General features: G+C 72.5%; 15 protein-coding genes. 5 read left to right on the top strand and 10 right to left on the bottom strand.

Annotated features, from left to right (window positions below):
- Nucleotides 1-269: 269 nt before the first annotated feature.
- Nucleotides 270-800 carry a GNAT family N-acetyltransferase gene (locus ACIQ7D_RS34855; protein WP_403944804.1) on the bottom strand — a complete coding sequence of 177 codons (531 nt, stop codon included), beginning with the start codon at nucleotides 798-800 and terminating at the stop codon, nucleotides 270-272.
- The gene (locus tag ACIQ7D_RS34850; protein WP_403944801.1) at nucleotides 797-2,761 is read right to left on the bottom strand and encodes an SMI1/KNR4 family protein; all 1,965 of its coding nucleotides are present in this window, start codon (nucleotides 2,759-2,761) and stop codon (nucleotides 797-799) included. The genes ACIQ7D_RS34855 and ACIQ7D_RS34850 overlap by 4 nt, the downstream gene beginning before the upstream one ends.
- A gap of 228 nt (nucleotides 2,762-2,989) precedes the next feature.
- Between ACIQ7D_RS34850 and ACIQ7D_RS34845 the strand changes: the two genes are divergently transcribed.
- The 3 genes from ACIQ7D_RS34845 to crcB are packed head-to-tail and all read left to right on the top strand — an operon-like array spanning nucleotide 2,990 to nucleotide 4,214.
- Entirely contained in the window at nucleotides 2,990-3,499 is a 510-nt protein-coding gene (locus ACIQ7D_RS34845; RefSeq protein ID WP_403944798.1) for a fluoride efflux transporter FluC, read from the top strand.
- The gene (locus ACIQ7D_RS34840; protein ID WP_403944795.1) at nucleotides 3,496-3,843 is read left to right on the top strand and encodes a DUF190 domain-containing protein; all 348 of its coding nucleotides are present in this window, start codon (nucleotides 3,496-3,498) and stop codon (nucleotides 3,841-3,843) included. Before ACIQ7D_RS34845 ends, ACIQ7D_RS34840 begins: the two co-directional genes overlap by 4 nt.
- Nucleotides 3,840-4,214: a fluoride efflux transporter CrcB gene (gene crcB, locus ACIQ7D_RS34835; protein ID WP_403944793.1), complete on the top strand. Its 375-nt coding sequence runs from the start codon at nucleotides 3,840-3,842 to the stop codon at nucleotides 4,212-4,214. Before ACIQ7D_RS34840 ends, crcB begins: the two co-directional genes overlap by 4 nt.
- Nucleotides 4,215-4,243: 29 nt before the next feature.
- On the opposite strand, the gene ACIQ7D_RS34830 is transcribed toward crcB, so the two are convergent.
- Entirely contained in the window at nucleotides 4,244-4,849 is a 606-nt protein-coding gene (locus ACIQ7D_RS34830) for a GPP34 family phosphoprotein (RefSeq protein ID WP_403944790.1), read from the bottom strand.
- A 146-nt stretch (nucleotides 4,850-4,995) separates the two neighbouring features.
- On the bottom strand, nucleotides 4,996-6,405 hold the full coding sequence (gene glnA, locus ACIQ7D_RS34825) for a type I glutamate--ammonia ligase (protein ID WP_403944788.1): 1,410 nt from the start codon (nucleotides 6,403-6,405) through the stop codon (nucleotides 4,996-4,998).
- A gap of 240 nt (nucleotides 6,406-6,645) precedes the next feature.
- Here glnA and ACIQ7D_RS34820 point away from each other — a divergent pair, with 240 nt between their 5' ends.
- Nucleotides 6,646-7,113, top strand: coding sequence for an RDD family protein (locus ACIQ7D_RS34820; protein WP_403944785.1), 468 nt, complete (start codon nucleotides 6,646-6,648; stop codon nucleotides 7,111-7,113).
- A 118-nt stretch (nucleotides 7,114-7,231) separates the two neighbouring features.
- On the opposite strand, the gene ACIQ7D_RS34815 is transcribed toward ACIQ7D_RS34820, so the two are convergent.
- The 4 genes from ACIQ7D_RS34815 to lipB form a co-directional block, all read right to left on the bottom strand.
- Nucleotides 7,232-7,930, bottom strand: a complete 699-nt coding sequence (locus ACIQ7D_RS34815) for a DUF4191 domain-containing protein (protein ID WP_403944783.1) — start codon at nucleotides 7,928-7,930, stop codon at nucleotides 7,232-7,234.
- A gap of 10 nt (nucleotides 7,931-7,940) precedes the next feature.
- On the bottom strand, nucleotides 7,941-8,168 hold the full coding sequence (locus tag ACIQ7D_RS34810) for a hypothetical protein (protein WP_403944811.1): 228 nt from the start codon (nucleotides 8,166-8,168) through the stop codon (nucleotides 7,941-7,943).
- A 325-nt stretch (nucleotides 8,169-8,493) separates the two neighbouring features.
- Entirely contained in the window at nucleotides 8,494-9,462 is a 969-nt protein-coding gene (gene lipA, locus ACIQ7D_RS34805) for a lipoyl synthase (RefSeq protein ID WP_403944781.1), read from the bottom strand.
- A 158-nt stretch (nucleotides 9,463-9,620) separates the two neighbouring features.
- On the bottom strand, nucleotides 9,621-10,550 hold the full coding sequence (lipB, locus tag ACIQ7D_RS34800; protein WP_403944778.1) for a lipoyl(octanoyl) transferase LipB: 930 nt from the start codon (nucleotides 10,548-10,550) through the stop codon (nucleotides 9,621-9,623).
- Between the two features lie 285 nt (nucleotides 10,551-10,835).
- Between lipB and ACIQ7D_RS34795 the strand changes: the two genes are divergently transcribed.
- Entirely contained in the window at nucleotides 10,836-12,560 is a 1,725-nt protein-coding gene (locus tag ACIQ7D_RS34795; protein ID WP_403944776.1) for a regulator, read from the top strand.
- Nucleotides 12,561-12,902: 342 nt separating this feature from the next.
- Here the strand turns inward: ACIQ7D_RS34795 and ACIQ7D_RS34790 are convergent, their stop codons facing one another.
- Both ACIQ7D_RS34790 and ACIQ7D_RS34785 read right to left on the bottom strand, forming a co-directional pair.
- The gene (locus ACIQ7D_RS34790; RefSeq protein WP_403944773.1) at nucleotides 12,903-14,225 is read right to left on the bottom strand and encodes an FAD-dependent oxidoreductase; all 1,323 of its coding nucleotides are present in this window, start codon (nucleotides 14,223-14,225) and stop codon (nucleotides 12,903-12,905) included.
- A gap of 532 nt (nucleotides 14,226-14,757) precedes the next feature.
- Nucleotides 14,758-15,645: a TIGR01777 family oxidoreductase gene (locus ACIQ7D_RS34785; RefSeq protein ID WP_403944771.1), complete on the bottom strand. Its 888-nt coding sequence runs from the start codon at nucleotides 15,643-15,645 to the stop codon at nucleotides 14,758-14,760.
- Nucleotides 15,646-15,652 lie beyond the last annotated feature (7 nt).

Raw genomic sequence — 15,652 nt, 5'->3', positions numbered from 1 at the left:
ACCCGCCTCGCCCGGACAGCCCCGTCGTCACCCTCGTCAAGCCCACCAAAACAGCCCCAACCCCACGGACGAAGCCCTAAAACACCGGTATTGCGGTTAGCCGACTCAGCCGGCGGGCCGGGAGCTGGCCGACCGACCGGCGAAATCAACGGCCCGCGGGTCGGCCGGCGGGATCGGTCCGGACCGCGACCGCACCCGACTCGCGCCCGCGCCCGCACCCGCGCCGTCCCGCCATCCTTTCCGGCGGGGCGGCGCGGGTGTCGGTCTCCTCACTCCCCGAAGCGCCGCCGCCAGCGGACCTCGCCGTCGTGCCATTCATCGGTGGGGCTCAGCCCGGCCGCCGCAGCGACCGCGCCCGACACCCGGTGCCCCGGATGGATATGGGCGATCACCGTCCCCACGCCCTGCTCCTCCAGCCACCGGACCAGCCCCCGCGCTGCCTCCGTGGCGAACCCCCGTCCCTGCCACGGTGTCCCCACCACCCAGGAGATCTCGGCGACCGTCTCGTCCCGGAGGGTGCGGTGCGGGGTGACGGTCGCCTGGACCGTGCCGACCAGCCCGCCCGGCCCCTGCCGCTCCGTCAGTACCCAGTTGCACCAGGAGAAGGCCGGGTCGGGTGAGCCCGCGACCATCCTCGTGTACCGCACGCGCAGTTGCTCCGCCGTCGACGGCCTGCCGCCGATGAACGTGTGCAGGTTGGGGTCGGAGAGCACCCCCGCCATCTCCGCCGCGTGCTCGACGCGCAGCGGCAGCAGGGTCAGCCGCTCCGTCTCGATCACGCCGGTCCGTACGGAGCTCACGACGGCTCGCCCGGGCCCGGAGGGCGGAGCCACGACCGGGTCAGGACCGTGGGCAGCCGCCCGTGCCTGATCGCGAACTCCGGCAGGGAGATCCCGAACTCCTCGGAGAGGGCGTCGAGCGCCTCGTACTCGTCGTCCGGATCCAGCCCCGGATCCTCCGTCCCCGAAGTCCCGCCCGCGTCGAACCGTCCGTCGTACCCCTCCTCATAGTCCTCCTCGTACTCGGGGAACAGCTCCTCCGGATCGAGCGCGGCCGGAAGCTCCCCCCATTCCTCGATCTCCTCGCCGCGCACCGTGAACCCGTACACCCGCTCCCCGTCCTCGGCGTACGAGAGGTGGAACGCGCCCGGCGGCGCCGACGGCCCGCCGCCGCGCTCGCACCACACCGTGACCGACTCACCGCCCACCGACGCCGATTCGCCCAGCCCGCTCAGCCGGTCCGGCAGGAACGCCTCGGAGAGATGGGCACGGCTCTCGTAGACGAAGCTCCAGCCGTCCCCGCAGCGGCCCACCCGGGCGACGCGCCGAGGCTCCCCGCCCTCCGGGCCGAACAGGGCCGCCGCCACCTCGTCCTCACCGGCCGGCGGCAGCAGCGGCCCCTGGCCGATCAGGCCGGCCAGTGCCTCCGGCGAGAGCTCCCGTGCGAAGACGAAGCGATACGCGCTGTCCCGCCCGGCGCTCGCAGAGACGCCGGAGCTCGCAGAGAGACCGGAACGCCCGGAGTCCTCGAACTCCGGGCAGCCCTCGGAGTCCTCGGAGGCCCGGGACGCCTCGTCCGCGAGCCAGGCGAGCCCGTCGTCCCACGACGTGGCCCCGTCCTCAGCGGCGCCGGCAGCCTCCGCGACAGTTCCCGCTCCGGCATCCCGCCCCTCCGCGCCCCGGGGCGTCTCCAGCAGATACCGGCCACGCTCCGGAGTGATCACCGGCCCGAGCAGCGGATCGGTGAGCAGCCCGACCGGGGCGATGTGCTCGTCCCCGTACGGCTCCCAGTCGGCGACCGCGGTGGCGAGGGTGTGCCAGGCCGCTTCCGTGTCCCCCCAGCGTGCCTGTTCCCGTGCCGCGTCCACCGCCTCGCCGAACGGCCCGGACGCCTCGTACCGGAACGTGCGCCCCACGGTCGCCCACGGCGCCTCCCCGGCCGCGTACTCCCGGAGGAAGTCCTCCTCGTGCTCCCGCGTCCGCCCGCCGCTCAGCAGCGCCTCCATCTGGACGCGCAGATTCCGCGCGCGGGGCCTGCCGCACTCCTCCGCGTCCGTGAACACTTTCAACGAGCCGTCGACGGCCTCACCCCGCAGACAGGCCAGCCGCGCCTCCTCGACCTCCGCGTCCAGCTCGCGCGTCGTGTCGTTCCCGAACCCCGGCGTGTCCCGGTTCCCGTGGTGGAAGCTCCGGAACAGGGCCTGCATGAGGTCCATGAAGGACTCGTAACGGTCCGGGGAGTCGCCCGGCCGGCCCCGGTGGAGGTACGCGGCCCACTCCCCGTCGGCGTTCACCTCTCCCGGGTCGAGCAGGACCTCCGGCCCGTCCGCCGCCACGGAGAGCCGGAGCGCCCTGCCCCACAGCCCGGCCCGCAGCGCCGCCTCCTCCGTAGCCTCTTCCTCCGTCGCGGCCTCGCCAGGACCGGCCCCCTCGGTCCCCTGAGGGCCGCGCGGGCCCTCATACCAGCGCGTCCCCTCCGTCGTGCCCAGCAGCGGGACGTCCGTCCCGGCGGGGCGCCATCCGTCCGTGACGGCCAGGAACGACCGGAAGGTCGGCGGCAGCACCACATCCGGCCCGAGCCGCCGCTCCAGCGCGCCGATCCGCTCCGGATCGGCGCCCGCGAACCCGAGCCACGGCTCGCGCGGCACCTCCGTGGCCGAGGCCCCGCCCAGGCTCGGATCCGACTCCGCCCGCGCACCGGGGGAGCCGGCCCAGTCCGCGCTCCACCGCTCAAGGAAGGGACGCCAGTTGTAGGTCTTCATGCCGTTCATGGTGCCAGCGACCACTGACAATCACCCCGCGCCCGTCCACAGCCTGGGCCCGCTCGGCTGGCCGCGCCGAGCCCCCTCCCGTTAATCTGGTCGGGAGTACGAAACGGCGGTGGGGCCCGCCGTACCCGAACCGCGGTGCGACCACCGCCAACGGTCCCTACTCGCGATGGAGCGCGCCCCGACGCGGGCGCCCGGCGAGTGGGAGAGAGTGCCCCCGTGATGACCGAGCCCACAGATCCCGACGCCGAGGTCACGGCCACGACCGACCGGTCGGCACCCCCGCGCCGCCGCGGAGGGCCCACCGCACGGATATCGCGTACCTCGCTCCCCTCGCTGATCTCACCGGCGGTGGCCGTGGTGGCGCTGGGCGGCGCGATCGGCGCGTCGGCCCGCTACGGCGCCGCTCTCCTCTGGCCCACCGCCCCCGGCACCTTCCCGTGGACGACCCTCACCGTGAACGCGGTCGGGTGCGCGGTGATCGGCGTGTTCATGGTGGTGATCACCGAACTGTGGGCGGCGCACCCCCTCGTACGGCCCTTCTTCGGCACCGGCGTCCTCGGCGGCTTCACCACGTTCTCCACGTACGCGGTGGACATCCAGCGCCTGGTGGCGGACGGCCGGGCGGGCCTCGGCATGGCCTTGCTGGGACTGACGCCGCTCGCCGCGTTCGCGGCGGTGTGGAGTGCGGTGTGGGCGACCCGCCGCGTACTGGCATGGAGGCAGACATGACCGGACCGACCGGTACGGCGCTCCGACTGACGATCTTCCTCGGCGAGAGCGATCTGTGGCACCACAGGCCCGTCTACACGGAGATCGTCCACCGAGCCCACCGCGCGGGACTCGCGGGCGCCAGCGTCTTCCACGGCGTCGAGGGATTCGGCGCCTCCTCGATGATCCACACGCAGCGGCTGCTCTCGCTCAGCGAGGACCTCCCCGTGGCGGTCGTGATCGTCGACACCGAGGAACGGATCAGGGACTTCCTGCCCCAGCTCGACGAACTGGGCGGCGGGGGCCTGGTGACCCTGGACCGCTGCGAGATCATCCGCCACAAGGGCCCGGAGGCAACGGGATGAACTGGCTCCTGGTCGTCCTGGGCGCCGCGGTCGGCGCGCCTCTCCGCTATCTGACCGACCGTTCGATCCAGCGGCGCCACGACTCGCTCTTCCCCTGGGGCACCTTCACCGTCAACGTGACCGGCTGCCTCGTCCTCGGACTGGTGACGGGCGCGATCATCGCGGGCGCGGCCTCCTCCTCCGTACAGCTCCTCCTCGGTACGGGCTTCTGCGGCGCGCTCACGACGTACTCCACCTTCAGCTACGAAACCCTCCGCCTCACCGAGGACGGCGCTCACCTCTATGCCGCGGCCAACGTCCTCGCGAGCGTGGCGGCGGGCCTGGGCGCCGTCCACCTGGGCATCACGCTCGCGGAAGCGCTGTGGTCCTAGCCGCTCCCCCCGCAAGCTTTGCCCGCGCGCTACGGACCTCGCCAGATGTTGTCGAAGGCGGCGTCCTCGATGGCGCGCCGCTGCCGTACGGCCTCCAGCTCCATCACCGCGTCGTTGACGGCGGCGAGCACGGTCACGACCGAGTCGTCGGCGATCTCCGGCGCGTCCTCGCCCGGCGGCTCCCCGATCCCGAGCGCACCGGCGAGCGCGACGAGCACCGGCTCACCCGCGGCCCAGCGCCGCGCCGCGTGGCGCCGCTCGGGGGAGTCGGCCAGCGCGGTCCGGCCGGTGTCGACGGGGATCCAGCGGTGGCGCTGCCGGGTGAGCTGTCCCCCCGCCTCCAGAGCGGCGAAGTAGACATCGGCCAGCCCACGCCCCCGACGCCACAGCCAGTCCTCGACGGCCTCGTACGGAGCCTCCCGGACGAGCGCCGCCGCGGCCTCGTCCAACAGCCGGTCGGACAGCGTCCACCGGGCACCCGGCACGATGCGCTCGTCCTCCAGCGTGAGGGCCTGGACCTCGATCAGGTCGATCACCTCGGCCCCGGCGAGCACGAGCGACAGATCCCCCCGCTCCACGGCCCGGCCGGAGCCGACATCCAGGGTGACGGTCAACAGGTCCCGCGATGTGGTCATGAGCGGCTCCGTGTCAGAGGCACTGTGGCGATCCTGGCCGACTGTAGTGTCCCCGAGAACTTCCCGCGGACAGGGAACAGCCCCTCCGAACGGGGCTGTTTCGCCTGTTCGGAGGGGCTGTCGACAGCTCTTCGGGCGCCTTCGGCCTAGATGTCGAAGTACAGCTCGAACTCGTGCGGGTGCGGACGCAGCTGGATCGGCGCGATTTCCTTCGTGCGCTTGTAGTCGATCCACGTCTCGATCAGGTCCGACGTGAAGACGCCGCCCGCCTGCAGGTACTCGTTGTCCGCCTCCAGCGCGTCCAGGACGGCCGGGAGGGAGGTCGGGACCTGGGGGACGCCCGCGTGCTCCTCGGGGGCCAGTTCGTAGAGGTCCTTGTCGATCGGCTCGGCCGGCTCGATCTTGTTCTTGACTCCGTCCAGGCCCGCCAGGAGGAGCGCGGAGAAGGCCAGGTACGGGTTGGAGGACGGGTCCGGGGCGCGGAACTCGACGCGCTTGGCCTTCGGGTTGGAGCCCGTGATCGGGATGCGCATCGCGGCGGAGCGGTTGCGCTGCGAGTAGACCAGGTTGACCGGGGCCTCGAAGCCGGGGACCAGTCGGTGGTACGAGTTCACCGTCGGGTTGGTGAAGGCCAGCAGCGACGGGGCGTGCTTGAGGATGCCACCGATGTAGTAGCGGGCGGTGTCCGAGAGGCCCGCGTAACCCTGCTCGTCGTAGAAGAGCGGCGTGCCGCCCTGCCACAGCGACTGGTGGACGTGCATGCCGGAGCCGTTGTCACCGAAGATCGGCTTGGGCATGAAGGTCGCGGTCTTGCCGTTGCGCCAGGCGACGTTCTTCACGATGTACTTGAAGAGCATCAGGTCGTCGGCGGCGGCCAGCAGCGTGTTGAACTTGTAGTTGATCTCGGCCTGGCCGGCGGTGCCCACCTCGTGGTGCTGGCGCTCGACCTGGAGGCCGGACGCCTCCAGCTCCAGGGAGATCTCGGCGCGCAGGTCGGCGAAGTGGTCGACCGGCGGGGCCGGGAAGTAGCCGCCCTTGTAGCGGACCTTGTAGCCGCGGTTGTCCTCGACCGCACCGGTGTTCCAGGCGCCGGCCTCGGAGTCGATGTGGTAGAAGCCCTCGTTCGCGGTGGTGTTGAAACGCACGCTGTCGAAGACGTAGAACTCGGCCTCGGGGCCGAAGTACGCGGTGTCCGCGATGCCGGTGGAGGCGAGGTACGCCTCGGCCTTCTTGGCGATGTTGCGCGGGTCGCGGCTGTACTGCTCGCCCGTGATCGGGTCGTGGATGAAGAAGTTGATGTTCAGCGTCTTGTCCCGGCGGAACGGGTCCACCCGAGCGGTCGACAGGTCGGCGCGCAGCGCCATGTCGGACTCGTGGATGGCCTGGAAGCCGCGGATCGAGGATCCGTCGAACGCCAGCTCCTCGGCCGGGTCGAACGCCTTCGCCGGGATCGTGAAGTGCTGCATCACGCCAGGCAGGTCGCAGAAGCGGACGTCGACGAACTTGACGTCCTCGTCCGCGATGAACTTCGTGGCCTCGTCGGCGTTCTGGAACATCCAGCTCCTCCTCCTCCCGACCCGGGGAGGGGCGGGGGTTATCGGTCGTGCGGCCAGTGCGGTGGCACACGCTGGACCCGACCTTAGGTTTCCGGGATTTCTCCAGCATGACCCATTTGTTTCGTTGAAGTTAACCAGCCCGGGTGTGCGCCGGGCGTACGACGGCTCCGCCCGGGTACCCCGTACCTCCGGCGCCAACCCCGTCACGGTGCGCGGACACCGCCGCAGTACCGTGGACGGGTGGACAACAGGCAAGCAATCGGATCGTGGCTCTCGGGGCCCCGCGCGGCGGCCGAGAACATGGGCGTCGACTTCGGCTACCGGGGTGAGCGGCTCGGTCTGCCGGAGCACGGGCCCGGCTCCGTCGCCCCGCTCGGGCGGCGCTTCGGGGCGCTCTTCGTCGACTGGGGGGTCTGCGTGCTGATCGCATACGGCCTCCTCGCCGACGGTGACTGGCAGGCATCGGGGAACTGGGCGCTCGGCGTGCTCCTCGTCCTCAGCGTGCTCACCGTCGGCACGGTCGGTTTCACGCCGGGCAAGCGGCTGTTCGGCCTGCGCGTCATCGCGGTGAACGGCGGCCGGATCGGCTTCGGCCGGGTCCTCGTCCGTACGGTGCTGCTCTGCCTGGCCGTCCCCGCGCTGATCTGGGACCGCGACGGGCGCGGGCTCCACGACCAGCTCGGGCGCGCCGTACAGGTGCGTATCTGACCAACAGCAACAGGCGGCAACCGACAACAGGCTTGAACGACACGACAGGCTTGAAGCAGCAGGAGAGGGCGGCCCGGAGAGATCTCCTGGCCGCCCTCTGGTGTCTCCGGTGTGTCGGCTAGCGCATCTTTCCGCCGCGAGGCATCCGCATGCCCTTGGGCATCGGACCCTTCGGCAGCGGCATGTTGCTCATCAGGTCGCCCATCGCGCGCAGCCGGTCGTTGGCCGCGGTCACCTGCGGACCCGCCAGTACCCGGGGCAGCTTCAGCATGGTCGTACGGACCTTCTTCAGCGGCACCTGGCCCTCGCCGTCGCCGACGATGATGTCGTGCACCGGCACGTCCACCACGATGCGCGCCATCTTCTTCTTCTCGGCGGCCAGCAGGCTCTTCACCCGGTTGGGGTTGCCCTCGCCCACCAGGACGATGCCCGCCTTGCCGACCGCGCGGTGGACGACGTCCTGGCTGCGGTTCATGGCCACCGCCGGGGTCGTGGTCCAGCCGCGGCCGACGTTCTCCAGGACCGCCGCGGCCGCGCCCGGCTGGCCCTCCATCTGACCGAAGGCGGCCCGCTCGGCGCGCCGGCCGAAGACGATCGCCATCGCGAGGAACGCCAGGATGAATCCCAGGATCCCCAGATAGACGGGGTGATTGATCAGGAAGCCGATCGCGAGGAAGACACCGAAGGTGACGATTCCCACACCACCGACGACAAGCCCGACCTTCGAGTCGGCCCGCCGGGTCATCTTGTAGGTGAGAGCGATCTGCTTCAGTCGCCCCTGGTTCGCAGCAGTGTCTGCGTTGTCCTTCCTCGCCATGCCCAGAAGTTTACGTGGCGTGGGAGGTGGCGTCCGACACCGCCTCCAGTACGTGCTCCGTCTCGACCCGGTCCTTGGCCCTGCGGCGGTCCTCCAGGACGGCCGTCCAGGCGTTGCGGCGTGCCGTGCGCTGGCCGCCGCTCAGGAGCAGGGACTCCACGGCGCGCAGCGCGCCGGCCACGGAGGGCAGTGCGTACGGCAGGGCCACGGAGGCGCGCTTGGGTGTGGCTGCCGTCATCGCCTCGGTGACGGTGGTGGATCGTACCGGCGCGACCTGCATGATGGCGGTCCCCTCAGGAGCGATGAAGGCAGACAGGCGACCGAACGCGTGAGCGAACGGGTGGGTGGTGAGTGAGACGTCTGTTCGCGGAGTGTGCGTCCAGCGTCACTCATTGGTGTTACCAGGGTGTGACCGACCGGTCAAACGCGGATGAAACCCTGGGGAGAGGGAAGAGCGCGGGCCTCGAACAGGCGCGCGGCCCGTACCCCACCTCCGACCTGCGAGGAGCGTACGGACCGCGAACCGCCGGGCGCTACCGGCGAGTAGTCACTTGTGCGCCGATTCACACGGCCTGGGCGGCGGCGACCACCGCGTCACGCCGCTCGTTCGCCTGCTGGTACAGCCGGCCCGCGCGGTACGAGGAACGCACCAGCGGCCCCGACATGACCCCGGAGTAGCCGATCGCGTCGGCCTCGTCCTTCAGCTCCACGAACTCCTGCGGCTTCACCCAGCGTTCGACCGGATGGTGACGCGCGGAGGGCCGCAGGTACTGCGTGATCGTGATCAGTTCGCAGCCCGCGTCATGGAGCTGCCGCAGCGCCTCGCTGACCTCTTCGCGGGTCTCGCCCATGCCGAGGATCAGGTTGGACTTGGTGATCAGCCCCGCCTCGCGGGCCCGGGTGATCACTTCGAGGGAGCGCTCGTAACGGAAGCCGGGGCGGATCCGCTTGAAGATCCGCGGCACCGTCTCGACGTTGTGCGCCAGCACCTCGGGACGCGAGGAGAAGACCTCGGCGAGCTGCTCGGGCACGGCGTTGAAGTCCGGGATGAGCAGCTCGACCTTGGTGTGGCCGGTCTCGCGCTCCGCCGTGAGGGTGTGGATCTGGCGTACGGTCTCGGCGTACAGCCAGGCGCCGCCGTCCTCCAGGTCGTCGCGGGCGACGCCGGTGATCGTGGCGTAGTTCAGGTCCATCGTGACGACGGACTCGCCCACGCGCCGCGGCTCGTCGCGGTCCAGCGGCTCCGGCTTGCCCGTGTCGATCAGACAGAAGTCACACCGCCGCGTGCACTGCTCGCCACCGATGAGGAAGGTGGCCTCGCGGTCCTCCCAGCATTCGAAGATGTTCGGACAGCCGGCCTCCTGGCAGACCGTGTGCAGACCCTCGCTCTTCACGAGCTTCTGCAACTGTTGGTACTCGGGGCCCATTTTCGCCCGGGTCTTGATCCACTCGGGCTTGCGCTCGATGGGGGTCTGGCTGTTCCGGACCTCCAGGCGCAGCATCTTGCGTCCGTCGGGTGCGACAGCGGACACGTCCGGCACCTCTCTCTGCTGGCGCGGCATTCGATTCTTCGGCGAACACCAGGTTACGCCCGTTATTTGCGTGGTCTTACGTCTGCCCAACCCCGGGGTGAAGGGGTGCATTCCCCCGTACGGCCGGGGCCGGCGGGGCAGGGCGTGCTCGGCGCGTGCTAGGCGCTCACCTTCAGTGTCCCGCCGGCGGCCGGCGCGGTCTCCCGTACGGGCTCATCCACGGTCTCCCGTACGGGCTCACCCACGTTCTCCCGTACGGGTGCGCGCTCGATCACCCGCGGCGCCGGCTCGGCCCGCTCCAGGATGTCCCGCAGGTGTTTCTCCACCACCGGGACGACCTCCGCGACCGTGATCTCGCGGCCCAGTTCGTACGAGAGCGACGTCACGCCCGCGTCCCGGATCCCGCAGGGCACGATCCGGTCGAACCAGGTGTTGTCCGGATTCACGTTGAACGAGAAGCCGTGCATGGTCACGCCCTTGGCGACCCGGATCCCGATCGCCGCCAGCTTGCGGTCCTCGCGGCGCTGGCCCGCGTTGGACGGGGCGTACTCGGGACCGTTCAGCCGTGGGTCGAACTCCTCGTCCGCCAGCCGGGGATCGGCCCCGGCGCCCGTCCCGGGCGCGAGGTCCAGCGACAGCCCGCCGTGCGGGGAACCGTCCAGCGGGGCACGCTCCGCCACCGGGTCGCCGAGCACCCACACACCGCTGCGTCCCTCGACCCGGCTGGTCTCCAGGCCGAATTCGGCGGCCGTACGGATCAGCGCGTCCTCCAGGCGGCGCACATGCGCGACGACGTCCACCGGACGCGGCAGCTTCAGGATCGGGTAGCCCACGAGCTGCCCCGGGCCGTGCCAGGTGATCTTTCCGCCGCGGTCCACGTCGACGACGGGGGTGCCGTCGAGCGGGCGCTCGCTGTCCACCGTGCGCCGTCCGGCCGTGTACACCGGCGGATGCTCCAGCAGCAGACAGGTGTCGGGAACCTCGTCCGCGAACCGGGCCGCGTGGACCCTGCGCTGCTCCTGCCACGCCTCCTGGTACTCGACGGCCTCCGCGCCGAACCCGAGATGGACGTACCGCAGCTCACTCACGGCAGAGCCTCCTTACCACCGGCCGAGAAACCTTCGTCCTGCACGCATAGCGCCTCTGCCACTGTACGGCGGCCCCCGAGGCGACGACCGGGCAGGTGTACGGGGCTCAGGGCGCCGGGCCGAGGTCCGCTCCATCGCTCCGCCCCACGTCAGCAGCGCAAACGATCCTCACACGATCGGATGAATGTGGGGCGAACGAGGCAGTGAGACCGGTCACGGCTACTACATTCGCGCCGTTCCATAGGGCTGCTTCCCGGGCCCGGAAGGCAGGAGACCGTACAGCACATGTCGGAACGACCTCCGCAGCGCACCCCCAACCGCCAGCTCGCCGCCCTCATCGCCGAAGCCGGTTTCTCCCACGCGGGTCTCGCCCGCAGAGTGGACCAGCTCGGCCTGGAGCACGGCCTCGATCTGCGGTACGACAAGACGTCGGTGACCCGCTGGCTGCGCGGGCAGCAGCCGCGCGGCACCACGCCCGCACTCATCGCCGAGGTCTTCACCCGCCGGCTCGGGCGCCGGCTCTCCGCGCAGGATCTGGGGCTGGACGCCTGTGCCCCGGTCTACGCGGGCCTCGAATTCGCCTCGACGCCCGAGGAAGCCGTCGACATCGTCGGCGGACTGTGGCGCAAGGACTCCGGCAGCCACAACGAACTGCGCAAGATCGCGTTCACCCCGGCGGGTCTGGTGGTCCCCAGCCGCGACTGGCTGATCGGACGCGCGGACGAACGGGTGGCCCATCCGCTCGCCGCCGCGGGCTCCGCGGGTCCGGCCGGGAACGGGCCGGCCGGACCCGCCGCCACCGCCGGACCCGCCGGACCTGTCCCGTCCGCCGGACCTCTCCCGTCCGCCGGTCCGGCCGGGTCCGGTACACCCCCGGGACCCGTCCCCGGCCGCACCGGCGGCCCCGTACCGCAGCGCCCCGGTCGCGGGCCGGGGGCCGCCCGGGTGCCCGCCCAGGCCCAGGCGCACGCCCAGACGCACGGCAGACCCGCGGCCCCCGTCCCCGTCTCCTCCCTCGCTCCCGCGTCGTCGAAGGCCGCTGCCGCGCGGCTCTCCCCGGCCCCGCAGGCCACCGTCCCGCGCCCGCGCACCGAACGCGCCGTCGGCCAGCGCGTCACCGCCGGCGACATCGAGGCGCTGAGCTCCGTCGGTGATCTCTTCCGCACCCTCGACCACGCCTACGGCGGCGGCCACGCCCGCCAGGCCCTCGTGCGCTACCTGGAGCACGAGGCCGAACCGATGCTGCGCGGCCTGTACGGCGAGTCCACCGGCCGCAGACTCTTCGCCGCCGCGGCCGATCTGACCCGGCTGGCGGGCTGGACCTCGTACGACATCGCCGCGCATGGCCTCGCCCAGCGCTACTTCGTCCAGGCGCTGCGGCTCTCCCAGGCGGCCGGGGACCGGGTGTACGGCTCGTACGTCCTGATCACGATGAGCCGGCAGGCCGTCTACCTCGGCCACGGCCGCGAGGCCGTCCAGCTCGCCCGCGTCGCCCAGCAGGGCGTCGGCGCCGCCGCGCCACCCGTGGTCCAGGCGCTGCTGCACTCCGCGGAGGCACGCGGACACGGCGTGCTCGCCGAGGCGCGTGCCTGCGTCGCCTCGCTCGTACGGGCCGAACGCGCCCTGGACGCGGCGCGCCCCGGCGACGAGACGCCACGCTGGGCGCGCTTCTTCGACGAGGCGCAGTTCGCGGACGAACTGGCCCACTGCCACCGCGACCTCCAGCAGTACCGCGTCTCCGTCCAGCACGCCGAGCGCTCGCTCCAACTGCGCGCCCCCGAGTACGCCCGCAGCCGCCTCTTCTGCCGTGTCGTGCTCGCCTGCGGCCGACTGGGCCTCGGCGAGCTGGACCAGGCGTGCCTGCTCGGCGCGGAGGCCGCCCAGCAGGCCACGGAGATGCGGTCGGCGCGGGCGGTGGAGTACGTACGGGACTTCGAGCGGCGGCTGGAGCCGTACCGGGACGCCGCGGCCGTACGGAACTACCGCGACCGGGTGGCCGCGATCGGCTGAGAGCCTGTCGGGTGACCTCCGACCGGGCGGCCACGCCCGCGAGATGGTGAGCCGGTCCCGTCCGGGGAAGGTCGACGCCCGGACGGGACCGGAGCTGTGCGCCCGCTGGGCTTCTGGACGAGTCATTCCGAAGTCCCGTCTGCGGGGAGGTGCCATGCACGCACATCCGCGGCGTTGTCGTCGCGACGCTCCGCGTCGCTTCCCTCCTGCGCCTTGCGGCTGCGCTCGGCATCCGAAGGACCGTTCAATGCGCCGAGACGGAGCGAGCGCGGCGAGTGCGGTGCACCTGACACCTCCCCGCCCGCCCCAAGGGGCGGACGACGCTCCTTCGGAATGACTCGTCTAGGCGACCGCGGGCATCGGCGCTGTCTCGTACGCCGGGCGTACGCCCAGATCGCGCAGGATCGCGTGCGCCGCGCGGCGGCCCGAGAAGAGCGCCCCCTGCACGGTGTTGGTGTCCCGGTGGTCGCCGCACACGTACAGCCCCGACAGCACCCGCACCGGCCGGCGCAGGTCGTGCGGCGGGTCCATCGCGGGCACCGCCTCCGGGTCGTGGTGGACGGCCAGCAGCTCCCAGTCGTCGGTCGGCGTCCCGTACAGGCGCGCGAGGTGCGCCCGGACCGAACGGTCCAGCTCGGCGGCCGGGGGAGGGGTGCCGAGCACCGTCGACGAGATCAGCACCCGGCCCCGTGGCGCGCGCGACGGGTCCACCGCGCTCATCACTGCCGTGTGCGTCACGGGGCCTTCGCGGTCGGCGTCCAGCAGCAGCGCCGGTTCGGCCAGCGGGGGTTCGGGCGCCGTGTGGTGCACCACCGTCACGGCGTGGAAGTCCGGCACGCGCAGCCCCGGCAGCAGTTCGGCCGCCGCCCTGGCACCCGTCGCCAGGACGAGCGACCGGCAGGCGATCTCGCCGTGCTCCTTGGTCGTCACGCAGTTGATCGAGGTGTCCGTGACACAGACATCCGTACGGACGGTGCCCTCGGGCAGCGTCCGCGCCAGCAGTTCGGGCAGCGTCGCGGAGCCGCCCGCGGGGACGAAGAGCCGGCCCCGCGCGAACGCCCGCAGCGCGAGATCGGCGCACCGGCTCGACGTGCCCAGCTCCGGGTCGCAGAGCAGCGCGGTGAGCAGCGGCCGGATGAAGCCGTTGACCGTACGGGCGGGCAGCCCGCGCACCGCCAGCGCCTCCGCCGCGGTCCGTTCGGGGCGCGCCAGCAGCCGGGCCGTCGGCGTGGCCGCGAGGCGGCCCAGGGAGGCGCTGAGCCGCGCCTGGTCGACCGCGCCGCCCAGCGGCGGCCGGGGGGCGCTCGCCAGGGCGCGCGCAACGGTGAGTGCGCTCCGCGCGCTCCCGACCGCACCGGTGCGGTAGTTCCTGCCGTCGCTGTGCACGAGCACGCCCGGCGAGAACATCCGGACGGCGGCGCCTTCGAGCCCCGGTGTACGGAGCAGATCGGGGTAGGCGGCGGTGAGCAGCCGTCCGCCGCGGTCCAGTCGGAAACCGTCGACGTGGTCCGTGGCCATCCGGCCGCCGACGTGGGGAGCGGCCTCCAGGACGCTGACCGTGACGCCCGCGCTGGTGAGATGGTGCGCGGCGGACAGTCCGGCCAGGCCGGCTCCGATGATGACGACGTCTGCGTGGTGCGCGGTGCCGAGTGCGGTGCTGAGCACGTGCCCCTCCCCGAGGTCAGCGCGGCTGGGTGGGGGCCCGATGCCCGCATCAGGCCCCCGGAACGCCCTGGACGAATGAGTCCCTCCGAAGGGGCGTCGTCCCGTTCCCGGTTGAGCGTAGGGACGGATGGGCGCGGCGCGGACGCGCGCGGGCGGGGGCACCGATGCATGGGGGGTGCGTGGCGCCGCGCGGCGGGGCGGCGGAACGGAGCGGGAGGCTGCCCGGCGGCCCGGCCGGTGCGGGGGCGCGGCGCACCCGGCCGCGGGGGCCGTGCCACGCGCACCGGTACGGGAAGCCTCCCCGGACCTCTCCCGGCCCCCTCCCGGCGCCCCGGCGCCACCGGGAGGCCGCTCCCCGGCCGCTCCCCGTGCGCTCCCGGGCCGCGACGGACAGCGGCGCGGGCAGTCGCCCCGGGCCGCGCGGGCGGTCACCCCGGGCCGCGCGGGCGGTCACCCCGGGCCGCGCGGGCGGTCACCCCGGGCCGCGCGGGCGGTCACCCCGGGGCAGGCGGCCGCCGCACGGCCCGTACCGTTACGCCGCCGCCCGTACCGCCTCGTCGATCGTCGGGAACGCGAACGTGAAGCCCGACTCCTGCAGCCGGGCCGGGACCACCCGCTGGCTGCCCACGATGTCCTCCGCGAGACCGCCCACCACCAGTCGCAGCGCCGCGGCCGGGACCGGGAACGGGGTCGGGCGGTGCAGGACGCGGCCCATCGCCGCCGTCACCTCGCGGTTGGTGACGGGCTCCGGGGCCGTCAGGTTGACCGGCCCCTCCAGGCCGTCCGTGTCGATGAGATGCCGCAGAGCCGCCACCTCGTCGTGCAGCGAGATGAAGCTCCAGTACTGGTCGCCCGAGCCGAGCCGGCCGCCCAGGCCCGCGCGGAAGAGCGGGAACAGCCGCCCCCACGCGCCGCCCTTGCGCGCGACCACCAGACCGGTGCGGGGGAAGACCGTACGGATACCCGCCTCCTCCGCGGGCAGCGCGGCCTCCTCCCACTCCACGCAGAGCGAGGGCAGGAAGCCGTCCCCGGGCGGGGTGCTCTCGTCCACCTTCCGGTCGCCCGTGTAGCCGTAGAACCCGATGGCCGACCCGGAGACCAGCACCCGGGGCGGCGAGTCGAGCGAGGTCAGCGCCTCGGCAATGGTGGCCGTACCGAGGACCCGGCTGTCCCGGATCTCCCGCTTGTACGCGTCGTTCCAGCGGCGGTCCGCGACCCCCGCGCCGGCGAGATGGACGACCGCGTCGCAGCCGTTCAGCTTCCCCGCGTCGATCGTCTGCCGTACCGGGTCCCACGCGATCTCGTCGCCCGCGCGCGCCGCGTGCCGGACCAGCCGCGTCACCTCGTGCCCGTCCGCGCGCAGGGAGCTGACCAGAGCCTTGCCGATGAGCCCGGTGGAACCGGTGACCGCGATTTTCATGGGCCCA

Origin of the sequence: Streptomyces sp. NPDC096310 (assembly GCF_044763125.1) — a bacterium.
Lineage (GTDB): Bacteria > Actinomycetota > Actinomycetes > Streptomycetales > Streptomycetaceae > Streptomyces.
Note: the sequence above shows the minus strand (reverse complement) of the source record. Positions and strands in the feature narration are given on the sequence as shown.